This window comes from Flavobacterium davisii, from assembly GCF_019565505.1.
GTDB classification, from domain to species: Bacteria; Bacteroidota; Bacteroidia; order Flavobacteriales; family Flavobacteriaceae; genus Flavobacterium; species Flavobacterium davisii.
Window position 1 is genome coordinate 2,679,453 of record NZ_CP067378.1, and the last position, 18,914, is coordinate 2,698,366.

General features: G+C 29.8%; 15 protein-coding genes and 5 pseudogenes. 11 read left to right on the forward strand and 9 right to left on the reverse strand.

The features are described 5' to 3' along the window. Nucleotides 1-351 precede the first annotated feature (351 nt). Nucleotides 352-1,656: pseudogene (gene mtaB / locus JJC05_RS12730) on the forward strand (tRNA (N(6)-L-threonylcarbamoyladenosine(37)-C(2))-methylthiotransferase MtaB); the annotation flags it as partial. A 122-nt stretch (nt 1,657-1,778) separates the two neighbouring features. Beyond that, nucleotides 1,779-1,916, forward strand: a complete 138-nt coding sequence (locus tag JJC05_RS12735) for a hypothetical protein (protein ID WP_164849036.1) — start codon at nt 1,779-1,781, stop codon at nt 1,914-1,916. A 4-nt stretch (nt 1,917-1,920) separates the two neighbouring features. Here JJC05_RS12735 and JJC05_RS12740 read toward each other — a convergent pair whose 3' ends face one another. The 3 genes from JJC05_RS12740 to JJC05_RS12750 form a co-directional block, all read right to left on the reverse strand. Further along, nucleotides 1,921-2,571: a hypothetical protein gene (locus tag JJC05_RS12740; RefSeq protein WP_123901281.1), complete on the reverse strand. Its 651-nt coding sequence runs from the start codon at nt 2,569-2,571 to the stop codon at nt 1,921-1,923. A gap of 171 nt (nt 2,572-2,742) precedes the next feature. Next, nucleotides 2,743-3,009 (reverse strand): hypothetical protein, encoded by a 267-nt coding sequence (locus JJC05_RS12745; protein ID WP_235877529.1) that lies wholly within the window; start codon nt 3,007-3,009, stop codon nt 2,743-2,745. A gap of 161 nt (nt 3,010-3,170) precedes the next feature. Next, on the reverse strand, nt 3,171-3,500 hold the full coding sequence (locus JJC05_RS12750) for a hypothetical protein (RefSeq protein WP_235877530.1): 330 nt from the start codon (nt 3,498-3,500) through the stop codon (nt 3,171-3,173). A 96-nt stretch (nt 3,501-3,596) separates the two neighbouring features. On the opposite strand from JJC05_RS12750, the pseudogene JJC05_RS12755 reads away from it, so the two are divergent. The 3 genes and pseudogenes from JJC05_RS12755 to JJC05_RS12765 all read left to right on the forward strand — a co-directional run bounded on the left by JJC05_RS12755 (nt 3,597) and on the right by JJC05_RS12765 (nt 5,554). Beyond that, nucleotides 3,597-4,255 (forward strand): annotated as a pseudogene (locus tag JJC05_RS12755) (YqiA/YcfP family alpha/beta fold hydrolase). A gap of 1 nt (nt 4,256) precedes the next feature. Further along, nucleotides 4,257-5,099, forward strand: a complete 843-nt coding sequence (locus JJC05_RS12760; protein ID WP_235877531.1) for a lytic transglycosylase domain-containing protein — start codon at nt 4,257-4,259, stop codon at nt 5,097-5,099. Between the two features lie 86 nt (nt 5,100-5,185). Beyond that, nucleotides 5,186-5,554, forward strand: a complete 369-nt coding sequence (locus tag JJC05_RS12765) for a sulfite exporter TauE/SafE family protein (protein ID WP_105195882.1) — start codon at nt 5,186-5,188, stop codon at nt 5,552-5,554. A 29-nt stretch (nt 5,555-5,583) separates the two neighbouring features. Here JJC05_RS12765 and JJC05_RS12770 read toward each other — a convergent pair whose 3' ends face one another. Both JJC05_RS12770 and JJC05_RS12775 read right to left on the reverse strand, forming a co-directional pair. Continuing rightward, a complete protein-coding gene (locus JJC05_RS12770) occupies nt 5,584-6,255 on the reverse strand; it encodes a TlpA family protein disulfide reductase (protein ID WP_235877533.1) in 672 nt (223 codons plus the stop codon). A 147-nt stretch (nt 6,256-6,402) separates the two neighbouring features. Then, nucleotides 6,403-6,918 (reverse strand): hypothetical protein, encoded by a 516-nt coding sequence (locus JJC05_RS12775; RefSeq protein ID WP_088392685.1) that lies wholly within the window; start codon nt 6,916-6,918, stop codon nt 6,403-6,405. Between the two features lie 209 nt (nt 6,919-7,127). On the opposite strand from JJC05_RS12775, the gene rpmH reads away from it, so the two are divergent. The 3 genes and pseudogenes from rpmH (at nt 7,128) to JJC05_RS12790 (ending at nt 12,326) form a co-directional block, all read left to right on the forward strand. After that, complete coding sequence (gene rpmH / locus JJC05_RS12780; RefSeq protein ID WP_026979292.1) at nt 7,128-7,289, forward strand: 50S ribosomal protein L34; 162 nt, start codon at nt 7,128-7,130, stop codon at nt 7,287-7,289. Between the two features lie 151 nt (nt 7,290-7,440). Beyond that, a pseudogene (gene carB, locus JJC05_RS12785) lies at nt 7,441-10,295 on the forward strand (carbamoyl-phosphate synthase large subunit). Nucleotides 10,296-10,509: 214 nt separating this feature from the next. Further along, nucleotides 10,510-12,326: pseudogene (locus JJC05_RS12790) on the forward strand (chloride channel protein). A 10-nt stretch (nt 12,327-12,336) separates the two neighbouring features. Here the strand turns inward: JJC05_RS12790 and JJC05_RS12795 are convergent. Further along, nucleotides 12,337-13,023 (reverse strand): Crp/Fnr family transcriptional regulator, encoded by a 687-nt coding sequence (locus tag JJC05_RS12795; RefSeq protein WP_088392691.1) that lies wholly within the window; start codon nt 13,021-13,023, stop codon nt 12,337-12,339. A 90-nt stretch (nt 13,024-13,113) separates the two neighbouring features. Here JJC05_RS12795 and JJC05_RS12800 point away from each other — a divergent pair, with 90 nt between their 5' ends. Next, nucleotides 13,114-13,554 (forward strand): hypothetical protein, encoded by a 441-nt coding sequence (locus JJC05_RS12800; RefSeq protein WP_127822740.1) that lies wholly within the window; start codon nt 13,114-13,116, stop codon nt 13,552-13,554. 1,139 nt (nt 13,555-14,693) lie between these two features. On the opposite strand, the gene nhaA is transcribed toward JJC05_RS12800, so the two are convergent. Continuing rightward, nucleotides 14,694-15,833 (reverse strand): Na+/H+ antiporter NhaA, encoded by a 1,140-nt coding sequence (nhaA, locus tag JJC05_RS12805; RefSeq protein ID WP_088392695.1) that lies wholly within the window; start codon nt 15,831-15,833, stop codon nt 14,694-14,696. Nucleotides 15,834-15,878: 45 nt separating this feature from the next. On the opposite strand from nhaA, the gene JJC05_RS12810 reads away from it, so the two are divergent. Beyond that, nucleotides 15,879-16,838, forward strand: a complete 960-nt coding sequence (locus JJC05_RS12810) for an ion channel (protein WP_309597332.1) — start codon at nt 15,879-15,881, stop codon at nt 16,836-16,838. Between the two features lie 45 nt (nt 16,839-16,883). Here the strand turns inward: JJC05_RS12810 and JJC05_RS12815 are convergent, their stop codons facing one another. Both JJC05_RS12815 and JJC05_RS12820 read right to left on the reverse strand, forming a co-directional pair. Continuing rightward, complete coding sequence (locus tag JJC05_RS12815; protein ID WP_105195887.1) at nt 16,884-17,426, reverse strand: YceI family protein; 543 nt, start codon at nt 17,424-17,426, stop codon at nt 16,884-16,886. A gap of 97 nt (nt 17,427-17,523) precedes the next feature. Next, nucleotides 17,524-17,862, reverse strand: a complete 339-nt coding sequence (locus JJC05_RS12820; protein WP_088392699.1) for a cytochrome c — start codon at nt 17,860-17,862, stop codon at nt 17,524-17,526. A 100-nt stretch (nt 17,863-17,962) separates the two neighbouring features. Here JJC05_RS12820 and JJC05_RS18925 point away from each other — a divergent pair. Further along, nucleotides 17,963-18,810 (forward strand): annotated as a pseudogene (locus JJC05_RS18925) (DUF5777 family beta-barrel protein). Nucleotides 18,811-18,914: the final 104 nt, after the last annotated feature.

Below are 18,914 nucleotides of genomic sequence, written 5' to 3' on the forward strand. Positions count from 1 at the left end.
TTTAGTTGCTTGTTATATTTTAAAATCTAAAATCAGTATTTGTTTTAGCCCAGATTGCGCAATAGATATTGTAATGAAGACAAAAGGACAAAGAAGAACAAAATCGACGAAAATTTTTTATCGCAGATATAGTTTTTTGCATAGAGCATAAAAAGGTCTGTTCTTTTAGGTATCAAGTCATTTTATTTCTAATAAGTTATCAAAGCGTAATTTGGGGTAAACCAGCCATTCTAAATAAATTTTGTTGAGAGTAAATAAACTACTGTTTTTTAAACCAAAAAAACGAGTTAAATTTGTAACCTCAATTTTTGACAACGATTTCATTGATTGACAACGAATTATGAAAAATAAAAAAAAGTAGCGTTTTATACGCTCGGATGTAAATTAAATTTTTCTGAAACATCCACCATTGCACGAAATTTTCAGGAAGAAGGTTTTGATCGAGTAGATTTTGAAGAAGTAGCCGATATTTATGTAATTAATACTTGCTCCGTTACAGATAATGCTGATAAACAATTTAAGCAAATTGTAAAAAAAGCAATGAAGCTTAACGAAAAAGCCTTTGTCGCCGCAGTAGGTTGTTATGCACAGTTAAAACCAGAAGAGTTAGCAGCTGTAGATGGTGTTGATTTAGTTTTAGGGGCAACTGAAAAATTTAAAATAACAGATTACTTGAATGATCTTTCTAAAAATGACTTAGGAGAGGTACATTCATGCGAAATTCAGGAAGCTGATTTTTATGTAGGAAGTTATTCTATAGGTGACAGAACCCGTGCTTTTTTAAAAGTACAAGATGGATGCGATTATAAATGTACCTATTGTACCATCCCTTTAGCTCGAGGAATTTCTCGTAGTGATACAATGGGAAATGTTTTAAAAAACGCAGAAGAAATTTCTGGAAGAGGAATTAAAGAAATCGTTTTAACCGGTGTTAATATTGGAGATTATGGGAAAGGCGAGTTTGGTAATAAAAAACACGAACATACTTTTTTAGAACTAGTTCAAGCATTAGATAAAGTAGATGGTATCGAAAGATTACGTATATCGTCAATAGAACCTAATTTGTTAAAGAATGAAACAATTGATTTTGTTTCGCAAAGTAGAACTTTCGTTCCTCATTTTCATATTCCATTACAATCAGGGTCTAATACTATTTTAAAGAAAATGAAGCGTCGTTATTTACGAGAATTATATTCAGATCGTGTTGCTAAAATACGAGAAGTAATGCCTCATGCGTGTATAGGTGTAGATGTAATTGTAGGCTTTCCAGGCGAAACAGATGAATTGTTTTTAGAAACCTATAACTTTTTACATACTTTGGATATATCATATCTTCATGTATTTACTTATTCAGAAAGAGATAATACAGAAGCTGCTCAAATGGAAGGGGTAGTTCCGGGAAATGTACGTGCCAAACGTTCAAAAATGTTGCGTGGTTTATCTGTAAAAAAACGTCGTGCCTTTTATGAAACTCAAATCGGTACCAATAAAACAGTACTTTTTGAAGGAGAAAATAAAGAAGGCTATATTCACGGCTTTACAGAAAATTATGTAAAGGTAAAAACACCGTGGAATCCAGAATTAGTAAATACTTTGCGTCAGGTAAAACTATCAAAAATAGATGAGGACGGAAGTGTAAGAATGGAGTTCGTATAAAAATAGTTTCTTAAACCCAGATTGCGCATTAAACTTCGTTGTAAAACAAAATTTTTCAATAACTTCAAGTGTTCACGGAAAATTTTATAAGATGAAATAGGCAACTATTTCGATGAATAAAAATGGGGGATGTGCTTGAATTTGAAGAAAAACAAAGTGGAATAGATTTCCAATGCGGAATTTGGGTTAAAATAGAAACAGCAGCTATATACTTTAATAGCTGCTGTACTAAAAACGCTAGTTATACTACTAGTTTATAGTGTTTTATTTGCATTTGTACTTTATAATTATATCAACAATCTTTAAGTAATCTTTGTGTGATCTATAATTATATTCTATTTTATCAACATCTTCATCAGCACTTTTACATTTGCCTTTAAACATTTCTGCTAACATTTTTTTAATCATACCCCCTCTGCCTATATGTACAGTTGCGGCAGCTTTAGATTCTTTTAAGCCCCAATATATTACTTCGTCCCCTTTCTTTTTAAAAAAGAAAGTAACATCGCCAAATGAGGTAACATATCCGCTATTTATAAAAGTTGACCTAGTCATGGTTTCGATAGTATAAACCTTAATGTTTGCTTTTTCATAAATAAAATAAAACCATTTTTTTGATTTTGAGTAATCAAACCCAAAACTTAAAAGATCAAAAGACCAATGTTTCATTCTTTCAGCTACATATTTGTCGCCATCTTCTGTAGTATACTCTATTTTATCTAGTTCATCTGATTTTATTTTTTCAGTATCACCATCTAGTTCCTTTCTAAAGGATACTTTCCTATCAGGACATTCAACAAGTTTGGCAAAACCTTCCGTTTGCGTTCCGTTAGTATAATATACTTTTGCTTTTAAAAATTTGGCTTGCATTCCTGTACTTAGCGCAAGCATTAATGCACATATAAAATATTTCATAAAAAAATTTGTTAAATTTAGTAAAATTTAACATTAAAAAATGAATGTTCATTGTTGCTGAATTCATTAAACGCAATGCTTTTTGAATTTTGTTTATAAAGCTAGCATGATGCCTATGTAGCGTTCTTATTTGTAAAGTGCTTTTTGGATGACGTACTCCTTGTAATGAATTTAAATTTCAGCAATGAAATCATGTAAAGGAGTAAGTGAAATTTCAGTTCCTGTTTCGCCATTTTCAACATAGTCAAATGGATTGTCTAAATCTTTGATTAAAAAAAGCATATACCAAATTAAGAAAGTAATCAATAAAGTAAGAAACATTGCAGCTAAAAAAGGTTCTATATTTATAATGATTAATCCAATAGAAGTTAATAAAGCCATGGCCTCAACAATAGCATAAGCAGATACAGCAAAATCCGTATCTCGTATCGTATCCATCCTCATAATGGTCTTGCGTAATTGATTTTGTTCATTCTTTATTTTTATGATATAGTTAACTTGAATATTTTCTTCTTCAAGATGAACTAAATGTTCATTAATATTGCTGATAAATGCTAAAATAGCGGAAGTTTTTTCTGTTCTGTAAAGCCATTTTTTAATTAAAAATGGGAGCTCTTTTGGTATTGTAAAAAAAATTTCGCTGCTTCAGAATTTTTAGATTTAATAATGGTAAGTGTATCATCTTGTAAAGTACGCATAGAAACAACTAGTTCTGTAGGCAACTTTTCGCTTTCTTTATAGTCGGATAATACACCACTAATCAAGAAACCAATTAAAAAAATAGTTCCAGCTACTAAACTAGTAAAAAGCGCATTGAGTTCCATTAGTTCAAAATTGTAGTAATGACTCATTAATTTAAAAATTCCAACAATCAAAATAATAGGGAAAATTTTAAAAGCTATTTTCCACTTAAGAACTAAATTTTTCATTTTATTTTTTTTGCAATTTTAAAGAAAAAGTTTTTTTAAAGCTACTGTTTTATCGCTAGAATAAATAATTTAGTCAAAATTTAATAAAATACAGTAATGTCTAAGTTTCAAGTATATTTTATGCCGGGAATGGCAGCCAGTTCAAAAATTTTTGAACGAATTCAATTACCAGAAGATTTTTTTGATGTGCATTTTTTAGAATGGGAAATGCCACATTTTCAAGAACCTCTTGTACATTATGCTCAAAGAATATCAGAAAAAATAGTAGGAGAAAATATTATTTTGATAGGCGTTTCGTTTGGAGGTATTCTAGTACAAGAAATGGCCCAATTTGTTCAGCCTAAAAAAGTAATCATTATTTCAAGTGTAAAAAGTAATCAAGAATTGCCTAAAAGAATGAAAATTGCAAAGGCAACGAAATTATATAAGTTATTACCTACTGGGTTAGCAAAAATATAGAAACATTAGCTAAATATGTTTTTGGAAAAGGAATTGTAAAGCAAAGAATTGAGTTGTACAAAAAATTTATGACTCGTACAGAAAAAGAATATCTAGATTGGGCTATAGAACAAGTTGTTTGTTGGGAAAGAGATCAACCTGATTTAAAAGTAATTCATATTCAAGGAGATGCGGATGAAGTCTTTCCTGTAAAAAATATAGAAAAATGGATAAATGTTAGAGGAGGTACTCATATTATGATTTTAAATAAATATAAATGGTTAAATGAAAATTTACCTAAATTAATAGTAGAATAAAATGAAGATTAAAATTATTGTTTTTTTTGTTTTGTGTATTGGTCTTGGATTAGTAAGCTGGAAGAATAACCATTTTTTTCCTGTAAAAATTGATTTCTGTGGAGAAGAAGTGCCCCTAGATATACCTGATGTTCGTGAAAGATTAGATCGTGAATTGGTTATTAATGAATATATGCACGGTTCTACTATCATGATTATTAAACGAGCGTACCGTTTTTTTCCAATTATAGAGCCTATTTTAGCTAAAAATAATGTGCCAGATGATTTTAAGTATTTAGCCGTAATAGAAAGTTCTTTAACAAATGCAACCTCTCCTTCAGGTGCAAAAGGATTTTGGCAATTTATGCCTCAAACTGCTAAAGAAAAAGGCATGGAAATTACAGAAGGAGTTGATGAACGTTATCATTTAGAAAAAGCAACGCAGGCTGCTTGTGAATATCTATTGAAAGCAAAAGAAAAATTTGGTTCATGGACTTTAGCAGCAGCTTCATATAATGGAGGTATGAATGGTTTACAAAAGGCTATTAATCAACAATTGGTTACTAATTATTACGATTTGCTACTTACAGATGAAACATTTCGATATGTTTTTAGAATTTTAGCACTCAAAGAAATTATGGAAAATTCTAAACATTACGGATTTAGCTTAAATGAAAATGATCTATATAAGCCATTAAAGATAAAAAAGATAGAAATCGACAGTACTATTACAGATTTAGCTAAATTTGCTAAAAGTCAAGGTGTTAATTACAAAGAATTGAAATTAATGAATCCATGGTTACGAGATGTAAAGCTGGATAATCCAAATAAGAAAAAGTATATTTTAGATTTGCCAATGAAATGAAAATAGTAGAGTATTATCAGAAAAGGTTTGTCAGAAAGAAAGACTAATAAATAAAAAAGAATGGGTGTAAATAAAATTTTGAGCGTATGAATATAATAACGATAATTGTTTTAGTAATTACAGGTTTATTAGCAGGTGTGTTGAGTGGTTTGGTAGGAGTAGGAGGAGGTATAATAATGGTGCCTATGATGGTTTTTGTTTTAGGTTTTTCACAACATCAAGCACAAGGAACTAGTTTGGCGGTGTTGGTCGTGCCTGTTACAGCTTTAGCTGTTTTTAATTATTATAAAGAAGGCTATATAAATTGGAAATATGCTGCTGTTATTGCTTTGTTTTTTGTTGTAGGAAGTTATGTAGGGAGCAAGTTAGCCGTTAGTTTAGATCAAAAAATGCTGAAAAAAGTTTTCAGCATTATATTAATTCTTATAGGAAGTAAAATGTTTTTAGAAAAATAACTAGTTAGAATCAGAAATTTGAGTTTCGATCATTCTTTTTCAGTAAAGATAGATTTTAAACCAAGATTAAACGTGTCGTAGTTCATTGTTAAAGCATTTGAAAAACTGATATTAGACTGAGGGTGTGCTCCTCCTCGTTTAATATCAACTACTTTTAGTTTTTCATCTAAAAAATAGGAAGTAGGAAATCCTAATGTATGTTTTAAATGAGCTACTATAGGAGCATCATTTTTATAAGACTCATTAGCATAGCAAACTTCAATGTTATGGTTAAAATTTCGAGCTATTTTTTTAATATTTTCTCGTTTGTCCCAAAATAATAAAATAAACTTAATATCCTTGGCATGTTTTTCTGCTAATTTATTTAAAGCTTGAAATTCTCCTTTGCTAGGAACACACCAAGAGGCATAGGTTAAAATAAAGATAGGTTTTTGAATGCTACTTAGCTGGATTGTTCTTTTTTCGAATGTTTTGAATGTATAGTCTTCAAAATGCGTTCCTTTTAGATGAAACTTAACTAAAGAATCAAATAACATTTTAGAAGTTTTGATATCATTTTTTTCGTAAGCATAGTTAACTTTTTCATTATACTTGGCTAAATGAGCTCTTAATGCGTCAGGAAAACTTATAGTTATTACCTTATCTTGGCAAAAACTAAAAAGGGAATATAACGCAACTATTAAGAAATATAACTTTTTCATGTTTATTATTTGCTGCGAAGATAAACCGCTCACTTTTAATGGAATAAAATATTCGATTAACAGTATTTTTTTCGATTATCTACCCTAAATATACTAAAAAAACCGCATTTGTTAGGTGCGGTTTTTAAACTTTAACATATTTTGTAGTTAAATTCTTTTCAATTGCTCTTTCATCATACTTATCTGATCTTTTAACATATTATGTTTGTCTAATTTTTTGGCTTCATTCAAAAATGTAGTAGCTTCCATTTTCCTTCTCCTAGATAATGCTATTCCTGCTAGATTTAATTTGGCTAATGCTAAATCCTGATCCATAGACAAACCTAATGAAATAGCTTTTTTGAAAAACTTTTCAGCTTGATTTAGGTTGGTTTGAGAAACCATCAATCCATTCAGATAGTTGTAATAACCTTGTTGCTTTTGGATTAAAGCTGTTTCAGGATTCTTGATTTTGTCTAGCCAATTTTTAGCTCCTGCAAAATCTTGATTTCTTAATTTTAAGAATGCAAGTAAAATATACTCATTACGAAAATATAAAAATATAGGGATTATAGACAGTAAAAATAAGAAGATACCATTACCGATATTATTTTCTGTAAATTGCCAGATTCCTGTAACAATTAGCAAAGCTGCTAATACTAATTTAATATTTCTGTGAAACATGTTAATTGCTTTTTAATATGCTGCAAATATAGAAAAGTTATATTAAGAAATAAAGTGAACTTTTTAAGTCATTTGGTAAAAATTGTATGTTTTTTTGATATTATTTTGAAAAAGCATTTGCAGGAATAAAAAATGATTGTATATTTGCACTCGGTTTTGAGAAAACCAAATAACTAGATAAATATACAGGATTTTAAAGATAAAAAGCTATGAGTAAGAGAACATTTCAACCATCGAAAAGAAAAAGAAGAAATAAACACGGATTTATGGAAAGAATGGCTTCTGCAAACGGAAGAAAAGTTCTTGCTCGTCGTCGTGCTAAGGGAAGACATAAGTTAACCGTTTCTTCTGAACCAAGACACAAAAAATAATGATTGTTTGACAATCTATACAAAGGCGTTACTTTTATTGGTAACGCCTTTTTTTAAAAATTTAATTCTGATAATATTTTTTTAATTTTATTACAAATCAATATTTCATACAACTAATATTGCTGGTTAACAGCGCCAAACAACACACAAAATGCCTAAAGACAACTCTATTAAATCGGTTTTAATTATTGGATCAGGACCTATTATTATTGGTCAAGCTTGCGAATTTGATTACTCAGGTTCTCAATCTGCTCGTTCATTAAGAGAAGAAGGAATTGAAGTAATCTTAATCAATTCCAATCCCGCTACCATTATGACGGATCCTTCTATGGCAGATCATATTTATCTAAAGCCATTAACTACAAAATCTATTATCGAAATCCTTAAAGCGCATCCACAAATTGATGCGGTTTTACCAACAATGGGAGGGCAAACAGCTTTAAATTTATGCTTGGAAGCGGAAGATAAAGGAATTTGGAAAGATTTTAATGTTAAATTAATAGGAGTTGATGTAAATGCAATTAATATTACAGAAGACCGAGATCAGTTTAAAGATCTATTAAACAAAATAGGCATTCCTCAAGCACCCGCTAAAACAGCTAATTCTTTTTAAAAGGTAAAGAAATTGCACAAGAATTTGGTTTTCCATTAGTAATTCGTCCCTCTTTTACATTAGGAGGAACAGGAGCTGCTTTTGTTCATAAAAAAGAAGATTTTGATGCCTTGTTAACTCGTGGTTTAGAGGCTTCCCCCATACATGAAGTATTAATAGATAAGGCACTTTTAGGATGGAAAGAATATGAATTAGAGTTATTACGTGATAAAAATGATAATGTAGTAATTATCTGTACGATTGAAAATATGGATCCTATGGGAATTCATACTGGCGATAGTATTACAGTAGCACCTGCTATGACCTTATCCGACACTACTTTTCAAAAAATGCGCGATATGGCTATGCACATGATGCGAAGTATAGGAAACTTTGCTGGTGGTTGTAATGTTCAGTTTGCTGTTTCTCCAGATGATAAAGAAGATATCGTAGCAATTGAAATTAATCCTCGCGTGTCACGTTCATCAGCATTGGCATCTAAAGCTACAGGGTATCCAATTGCTAAAATAGCAACCAAGTTAGCCTTAGGTTATACATTAGACGAATTACAAAACCAAATTACAAAATCAACTTCGGCCCTATTTGAACCTACATTAGATTATGTCATTGTAAAAATACCGCGTTGGAATTTTGATAAATTTGAAGGTTCTGATAGAACATTGGGACTTCAAATGAAATCGGTAGGTGAAGTAATGGGAATTGGACGTTCTTTTCAAGAAGCATTACATAAAGCTACTCAATCTTTAGAAATTAAGCGAAATGGGTTAGGTGCTGATGGTAAAGGATATAAAAATTATGAACAAATCATCGATAAGTTAACACATGCAAGTTGGGATCGCGTTTTCGTGATTTATGATGCAATTGCAATGGGTATTCCATTATCAAGAATTCATGAAATTACAAAAATTGATATGTGGTTTTTGAAAGAATATGAAGCCCTTTATCTATTAGAAAAAGAAATATCTAAATACAAATTAGATACTTTGCCAAAAGAACTTTTGCTAGAAGCTAAGCAAAAAGGATACGGTGATCGTCAAATAGCACACATGTTAGGCTGTTTAGAAAGTCAGATACACACTCTAAGAGAGGAAATGAATGTTCAGAGAGTCTATAAACTAGTAGATACCTGTGCAGCTGAATTTAAAGCACAAACACCTTATTATTATTCCACCTTTGAAGCAGAAATTGAAAAAGCAGATGGCTCTCATTATGTAGCAAATGAAAGTGTTGTTTCAGATAAAAAGAAAATAGTAGTTTTAGGATCTGGCCCCAACCGTATTGGTCAAGGAATTGAATTTGATTACTCTTGCGTTCATGGTGTTTTAGCAGCCAAAGAATGTGGTTATGAAACAATCATGATTAACTGTAATCCAGAAACAGTTTCGACTGATTTTGATACCGCTGATAAATTATATTTTGAACCCGTATTTTGGGAACATATTTACGATATCATTCGTCATGAAAAACCAGAAGGCGTTATTGTACAATTAGGAGGTCAAACCGCCTTAAAATTAGCTGAAAAATTAAGTAAATATGGTATCAAAATAATCGGAACAAGTTTTGATGCTTTAGATTTAGCAGAAGATAGAGGACGTTTTTCAGAATTATTAACAGAATTAGATATACCATTTCCTAAATTTGGAGTAGCTGAAAATGCTGAAGAAGCAGTACGATTAGCCGATGAATTAGACTTTCCATTATTAGTGCGTCCTTCGTATGTATTAGGAGGCCAAGGAATGAAAATTGTAATCAACAAACAAGAACTAGAAGAACACGTAATTGAAATATTAAAACATATACCAAATAACAAATTATTGTTAGACCATTATTTAGATGGGGCTATTGAGGCAGAAGCAGATGCTATTTGTGATGCAGAAGGGAATGTGTATATAATAGGAATTATGGAGCATATTGAGCCTTGTGGTGTACACTCTGGTGACAGTAATGCTACATTGCCTCCATTTAACTTAGGAGAGTTTGTAATGCAACAAATAAAAGATCATACCGAAAAAATTGCAAAAGCATTAAAAACAGTAGGCTTAATTAATATTCAATTTGCCATTAAAGAAGACACAGTTTATATAATAGAAGCCAATCCAAGAGCATCCCGTACCGTGCCATTTATTGCAAAAGCTTATGGCGAACCTTATGTAAATTATGCTACTAAAGTAATGCTAGGAGAGAAAAAAGTTACTGATTTTAATTTTAACCCAGTATTAAACGGTTTTGCTATCAAACAACCCGTATTTTCATTCAATAAATTCCCGGGAGTTAATAAAGCATTAGGACCAGAGATGAAATCAACAGGGGAAAGTATTTTATTTATTGACGATTTAAAAGACGATCAATTCTATGAGCTATATTCTAGAAGAAAAATGTATCTAACAAAATAATGTATAACAAAGAAATATCTTAAAAGAAGTATTTTCAATGTTTTATAGATACCTTTAACCCAAACAAGTCACACTATTACTATTATAATGTGACTTGTTTTTATTTTGAGAACAACAAAGAGAGTTGAAACAAACTCACTCTTTTTGTAGAACCTCTTTTTTATCAAAATTTTCTTTTATTATTATTTATATTTGGCATACTATAAACTAAATTATGCCTAGGAGAGTTTCAGCTAAAATCCAACTTTTTTTTAGAACCCTTTTTGCTCGTTTAGAGTATTTCTTTTTAAAGCAAAAGAAATGCTTTCAGAGCGGAATTTTTTGTATTTATCTAGTGTAGCAATTGCTATTTCAGTATCCTTTGCTGTAATCTTCCTTAAAACGTTTGCTCATAAAGTTTTTATTTGGGCTAATTTACTCAATAAATACTTAAAGTTGCCTTATCCTAATAGTATACTACCAATTGTTGGTTTGATTTTAACAGTTTTCGTAATCAAACGATTTTTAGGAGGAAGTATAGAAAAGGGAAGCGCAAAAATTTTGCATTCTATTGCTAAAAAAGGAGGAATTGTACCCAGAAAACAAATGTATGCCCAAATTATGACCAGCTCTTTAACGGTCGGTTTAGGTGGTTCAGCAGGATTAGAAAGCCCAATTGTTATTACAGGAGCAGCATTCGGCTCCAATTACGCGCAAAGTTATTCATTATCTAAAAAAAATAGAATATTATTATTAGCTTGTGGAGTAGCTGCTGGTATAGGAGCAGCATTTAATGCACCTATTGCAGGAGTTCTCTTTACTATTGAAGTTATATTAGCTGATATATCTATTTCTGCGTTTATCCCTATTATGATTTCTGCTGCAACAGGCGCTTTAGTTAGTAAAATAATAATTAGTGGCGAGGTTATTTTGAGTTTTCAAAAAGTACAACCATTTAATTTTTCCAATACTTTTTTTTATATCCTATTAGGCGTTTTAGCTGGTTTAGTTTCTGTTTATCACGCTCGTACATTTAGAAAAATAGAGCATTTTTTTAATCATTTTTCGGAACGAGTTTATGCAAAAGCCATTTTTGGCGCCCTAGTTTTAGCTGTTCTAATTTTCTTTTTTCCAACTTTATTTGGAGAAGGTTATGAAAGTATTAAAATTTTATCGACAGCGCATCCAGAAAAAATTTTAGAAAACACATTGTTAGAGTGTGTGAAAAATGAGAAATGGATTCTTATTTTTTTTGTAGGAGTTATTGTTTTTGTGAAATCTATAGCAACAGGAATTACTTTAGGTAGTGGAGGTAATGGAGGTAATTTTGCACCATCTTTATTTGTAGGGTCTTACTTAGGTTTTGTAGTAGCAAAAATAATTAATGTACTAGATATTTCGCAGTTGCCTGTAACGAATTTTACCATAGTCGGAATGGCAGGTATATTAAGCGGTTTGTTTCATGCTCCTTTGACGGCTATTTTTTTGATTGGTGAAATAACAGGAGGATATGATTTAATGATCCCCCTCATGATCGTATCATCTGTAAGTTATGCAGTTTCTAAACGATTTGAAGAACATTCTATGGATGTAAAAGTATTAGCCGATTCTGGTGATGTCTTTACAAGTAATAAAGATAAAAATGTATTACAAAGTATAGAAGTAGCAAAATTGATAGATCTTCGTGTTCAAACGGTATCTCCAGAAGATCTGTTAGATAAGATTATAGAGGTAATAGTAGATAGTGAACAAACCATTTTTCCGGTATTAAATAAAGAACAAGAAGTATTAGGTGTGGTATATTATGATACAGTGAAAAAACTTTTGTTTAATCCTTTTCAAGCTAAGTTTACAAAAGTAGAAGAGGTTATGTCAAAAACTTTTTTAGTCGTTAATATTAATGAAGATATTGATGATATAATGAACAAATTCGATACTGTAAAAACGAATCATTTGGTTGTTCTTAAAAATAATAAATTCTATGGCGTTTTAGATAAGATTAAAATTTTAGAAAATTACAGATTAACTTTTAAAAATCTATTAATTAACTGATTTTTAAAAGTTAAAACCCTTCAGAAATAATAGAAAGTAATTTGATATTAACAATTTTTATACTTCTACTATGATTGACTAAAAGTCCTTCTGATTCGAAAAAACTAATTACCCTAACGACTGTTTCTTCAGAAGTTTCAGAGTATTTAGCTATATCTGATTTTGTCATGGATATTTCATATTCTTCTTTTTCCAATTTATATTTCTCATCTAGAATAAGTAAAATTAAAGCAATTTTTTCTTTTGCGGATTTATGAGAGAGAGAGGTGATTAAATTGATCCAAACATTGAATTCGAAACTTAAAATTTGAACTAAGTTAAATGATAAATTGGGCGATTTTTTAGTTACTTCGATAAACTTGTTTCCTTCGTAAATTTCTACTTTACTATCTTCTAATAAAATGGCTGTTACAGGATGTTTCTCGTTACTCAATAAAGGTCTAAAGCCAAAAAATTCGCCTTCAACAAAAATGTACACAATTCTGGTTTTTCCATCTTGATTTAGTTGCTCAATTTTTACTTTTCCTTTTATTAATTTATATACAGCTTTAGCTTCCGTGGCTTCTTCATAAAGAATATGCCCTTTATGATAACTTTCAATTGTTTTGTTAGCATTTAATTCTTGTAAAAATTTTGGTTTTACGTTTTTAAGAAGTTCGTGACTTCTAAAAGTATATTTCGTTATATCAAAGCTCATGAAAAAATAGTTTCTTTAAAATATTGACGGCGGTCAACTTTGTTAAAATAAAGGTTATTTATTTTTGTGATATGTAAAAGTATTAATAAAATGAAGAAGATTTTAACTCTGGCTTTTTTTGTTTTAACATTTTTTAACAATCTAAGCGCTCAAAATAAAAATGTTTCAAAAAGTATAATTGATCCGACGGCACGTGTTACTAGATTTCACGAAAAGAAGGAATTAGAACAAATGCAAAAAGGGGGCTTGGTAGAACTATACTTAGAGCGTATTCGGGTTTTAACAAACAGAATCCCTTTTATAGCTCTAACTAATAAGGCAGGTATATCTATGCAAGATGTAGGGATACCTGAAAATTCAGGATATAATAAATTTTTAGATAAACAACATGAAGCAATTAAAAATTTTATATCAGAGACAGAAAGCTGTCAAAAATCTATAACCCCTTTTGCTGATAAAAATAATATTATAAATGCAATTTTAGCTTATGAAACTATTTTAAAAGATCTGAAAATGGTGCATGATAATTAATTTTAAAAAGAGTTTTTCTGTTTTTATAATTTGAATGTCAAAATGGTTAGGTTTTCCCGTTACAATTATTACGAGTTTGGGTTATATATATAGTTGTTTTGTTTTTGTAACTGACTTTGTTAGTTGCTTGTTACTAATCTGGAAAACCTTCCATTTTGTTTTTTTTTATGAAGACACTATAGAAATAAGAAAAATGAATAGTCTATAAGAAAGACCTATTTATTAGTTAACTCCAACTTTAAAGAGGTTGTCTAAAAAGTTACTTAACTCCATTTAGCTGTTTTTAGTTAAGGGAGAGTTTTTAAGAGCGGTGGTGCTCTGGAAATAGTAGGATAAAGTTAAATTTATTATGATGAAATAATAATGTTGTTTTTCTATTATTAAAGGAGGTGAATTAAAAGTATAATAGTTGCTTTTAGATACTTACTTTTAATCTATTACGTTTCGATTTTTTACCTTTGGACAACCTTTTTATTTTTTTTAAAGATTTCCTTTTTATTGGTTAATACGGCTTACCCCAGATTTCATATTAGGCTTCGTTGAGAAACAAAATTTAGTAATAAATCTAGGTGCTCACGGAGAATTTTAGAAGAAAAATAATAAACTATTTTAATGATTAAAAATTGAGTACTTATTCGGATTTGAAGAGAAGTAAAGTTGAACAGATTTGTTTTGCCAATTTATTTCGTTCGAGTCTAATGCGTAATCTGGTTTAAATTACGGTCTTTGCCCGCATGCTACAAGAAAAAAATCCCTATATTTTTATTTCTGTACTATTTTATCTTCATTGCAAAGTTCAATATCTAATATCATTTTAGTTTTGAAATTACCTAAACCAAAACTCACTACAGAATACACGATCAAGAGAAATTACACTATCTTATTATAGTAAATTTGAAGCTTAAATGGTATAATACCGAATTTGGATTCAAGTGCTCTTTTTATAAAAATAGTATAATGTATAAAACACGATAAGGTTATTTAGTAAGAATAACTTTATCGTGTTTTAATTTATAGAATTATTTTAGAAATCTATTGTTTTATTTTTTAGAGTACTTGATTTTGTATAAATAAGGTTCTTGTGTTGAGAGAGGTATCTAAATCTTTTTGGATAGATTTAAGTTTTATTATATAAAATCTTATTTTTTTTCTTTTAAAATGGCTTTTAAGTAAAATAAACCAGTAATGCCAGCTAATAAAGAACCAATAATAATATATAATTTAGAATTATTGATTATAGTAGCATCTGTAAAAGCTAATAGAGCTATAAAAATGGACATAGTAAATCCTATTCCTCCTAATATACCAGCTCCTAAAATGGTAGGCCAATTTAAATCTATTGGTAGTTTTGCCCATTTTAGCTTAACAGATAGCCAAGAAAGAAAAGTGATACCTAATGGCTTACCTAATGATAATCCCAGAATAATTCCTAAACCATAACTGGGCAATAGACCTTCATTGTTATCAAAAGATAGTGTAATGGCTGTATTGGCTAGAGCAAAAATAGGAAGTATTAAAAAAGCGACAGGTTTGTGTAATACATGTTCTAATTTGTACGAAATAGTATTTTCCGTTCCATCTTCAAATGGAATAGCAAAAGCTAGTAAAACACCCGTAATAGTTGCATGTACTCCTGAATGCAACATGAAATACCACATGATAATACCTAAAATTAAATAAGGCCAAAGTTTATAAAATTTCATTCTATTCATTACTAAGAGTATTCCAAAAATCCCCATAGCAATTCCTAAATTTATCCAGTTCAGATCAGTTGAATAAAATAAAGCAATGACCACTATAGCTCCTAAATCATCAATAACGGCAAGAGCTGTTAAAAATATTTTTAAAGAAACAGGAACTCGATTGCCTAATAAAGATAATATCCCAATGGCAAAAGCGATATCGGTAGCCATAGGAATTCCTATTCCATTTGTATATGGCGTATTTTGATTGGTGAGGTAGTAAATTCCTGCTGGAACAATCATGCCTCCTAAGGCTCCTAAAATAGGTAATAAGGCATTTTTAATTTTAGATAATTCTCCTATATAAATTTCACGCTCTAGTTCTAGGCCTATCATTAAGAAGAAAATAGTCATGAAACCATCATTAATAATATGCTCTATTGAAAAACCACCTATTTTAGTATGCCATAAATGAGAATAATTTTCTCCAAAAGTTGAATTGGTTATAGTTATAGAAAATATGGTGCAGAATATTAAGATGATACCACTGGCTTTTTCACTTTCAAAAAAGGATTGGAATAATTTAGTTAATTTCACAGTTAATGTTTTTTATAAAAATATGGTAAATTTACGAAAAAAAAAATGATGGCAGTATTTGGAAGGAAAACAAGGAAGCTAACAACTGATGAACATACAGGTTTTGGTTCTGATCCTGAAAATTATGGAGGTCGTTTTGTTAGTAAGGATGGATCGGCAAATGTTGTAAAAACAGGAATCCCCTTATTTGACCAAATTAGTTGGTTTCATACGTTATTACAATTGCCTATTTGGAAATTTCATCTTATAATCTTAACTGTATTTGTTATCATTAATTTTTTATTTGCTTCTATATATTACATTATTGGGATTGAACATTTGAATGGAATTACGGCCGTAAGTGAATTAGAAAAATTTGGACAAGCATATTTTTTCAGTGCACAAACTTTTACAACAGTAGGATATGGCCATATAAATCCAGAGGGTTTTCTAACAAGTGCAATAGCCTCTATTGAAGCTCTTATGGGATTGTTAGCTTTTGCATTAGCAACTGGTTTGCTGTATGGTAGATTTAGTAAACCTAGGGCTTATTTGAAATTTTCTCATAATGCACTAGTTACGCCTTTTCAAGGAGGTCTGGCTTTAATGATGAGAGTAGCTCCCTTTAAAAATACAACTTTAACAGACGCAGTAGCAAAAATAACATTGGGTTTAAAAGTAAAGGAAAAAGAAAAGTGGGTAAATAAGTTTTATCCATTAGAACTTGAGTATGATCATGTAAATGTATTGACTCTAAGTTGGACTTTAGTACATATAATTGATGAAAATAGCCCACTTTATGGTTTTTCCGAAAATGATTTTAAATTTAAAAAAGGAGAAGTATTGGTTTTTTTAAAAGCTTTTGATGATATGTTCAGTAATAATGTGGTAAAAAGAACTTCTTATACATTTGATGAAATAATATATGGAGCTAAATTTAAACCCATGTATGAGCATAACAATAATTTTACCTCAACAATTCTGCATATAGATCGTTTAAATCAATTTGAAAATACTGAAATATAGATTAAGAAACAGAAAATAAAACCAAAATAGAATCCTCTTTTGAAATTATTGGGCTACTAACTTAAAGGTAGTAGACACCTCTATTGATTTTGCAATTTTATAACCAACAACACTTGGTATGTCAATATTAAACTCCTCTGGTTTTAAAATAAAATTAGCACTGAGAATATAATTATTTCCCTCTTTTTTTAATATAGCAGGAACTAGCATGTTTTTTGATTTTCCATGAATCTCAAAAGTCCCATTTATTTGAACCTTTGTTTGGTTATCAAAATTATAAGTATTATAGTTTTCTATTTTTCCTTTGAAAATAGCTTTAGGAAATTTGTCACTTTCCATATAGTTTTCATTAAAATGCTCTTGCATTAAACTGTTTTTAAATTTAAAAGTTTTAATGTTTATTATAGAAGCTATATCCCCAGTTTTAGAGTTTAAGACACATACAGCAGAGGAACTAGTCGCTTTTATTTCTTCAAAAGTAGCAACAGATGCCTCAAATGTTACAATCCCATTTTTTGCTATACTTTTTTCTTGAGCCAAAGAATGTAAACTACTAAATAGAATTAATGCGTAAAACAGTATTTTCATAATTTATATATAGTTTTAATAGTAGTGAATTATTAATTGATTTTTTTAACAAGCACACTTTAGGGGTAAGTGTGCTTCTTTAGTTTTTTATAAAAAATTATTTTTCTAATAAGCCATCAGCTTGCCACTTTTTTATAATATCAATATTAACTTGAGGCATTTTTCCTGAACTAGGCATAACTCCAGCTCCATCTCTTTGTATTCTATCTAAGATCTTATCGATGTTTGTTTTTACAACATTATACGAATCAAAAGCAGCATGACAACGTATACAGTTATTTGTAAAAACGGCTTTAGCGTTTGCTTCATAAGTTACTTTTGCTCCAGTAGTAGTCGTGGTAGTGGTGGTAGGGGTTGAAATAGCAGGTTCATTGTCCTTAGAGCAACTTGCTAAACCGATTGTTAAAAAGCTTAAAAACAAAAATGTTTTTTTCATAATAAATAATTTTAGTGATTAATTTTATATATTTGTCTATACAAATGACAGCAAATGTAATTTATTTATTTGATGTTTAGATGTTAAAAAACTAAAAAGTATGTTAAAAAAAATTTTATTAGGACTTTCAATTGTGTTAAGTAATAATTTACAAGCACAAGATGATTTGTTAAAAGGAGTAGAAAATAACGATTCACAAGTTGTTGAATCAGCATTTAAATCTTTAAAGATTGTAAATTTAGAGTCAACAAAATTGGCATCAAAAGGAGATTTGTATTTTATAGTTTCCCATCGTTTTGGATTTTTAAATTCAGGATTTGAAAACTTTTTTGGATTAGATGGTGCAACTACTCAATTAAAAATGGTTTATGGATTAGTAGATGATGTTACTATACATTTTTCAAGAAGTACTTTTGGTAAGACTTATGATGCGGGAATTAAGTACAAAATTATGAATCAAAAGAAAGAGGGGTTTCCTTTTACGATAGTAGGATATAATGCTTTAGCGATTAATTCAGCTATGAAAAAGAAGCATATCCATTACTAGAGTTTAAGCACAGACTTTCTTATAATTCCCAATTATTAGTGTCAAGAAAGTTTAATGATCAATTAACATTACAATTGGCTCCTACTTTCTTCTATGAAAATGTTGTTCTTAATCCCGAGCAAAAAAATGCACAATTTGCAGTAGGTATGGGAGGCCGTTATAAGTTAAGTAAGCGATTTTCTTTAAACGTAGATTATGCTGCGCACTTAAATAGGGTTAAAAATTCAAATTTCAAAAATCCTCTTTCTGTAGGAGTAGATTTAGAAACAGGAGGCCATATATTTCAAATGTTTTTTACCAATGCTAATGCCATGCACGATACAGGTTATTTAGGTAGAACAGCAGGTGATTGGAGCAAAGGAGAAATCAGTTTTGGTTTTAATTTAGTAAGAGTATTTTAAGATTATTCTGAAATAAAGAGACTTTTCTAAAAGTTTTGTATTTATTCTGCTGCTTAATTTTGTTTCGTTTTCTTTCTACTAGATTGGCGATTTAGTACAAAATT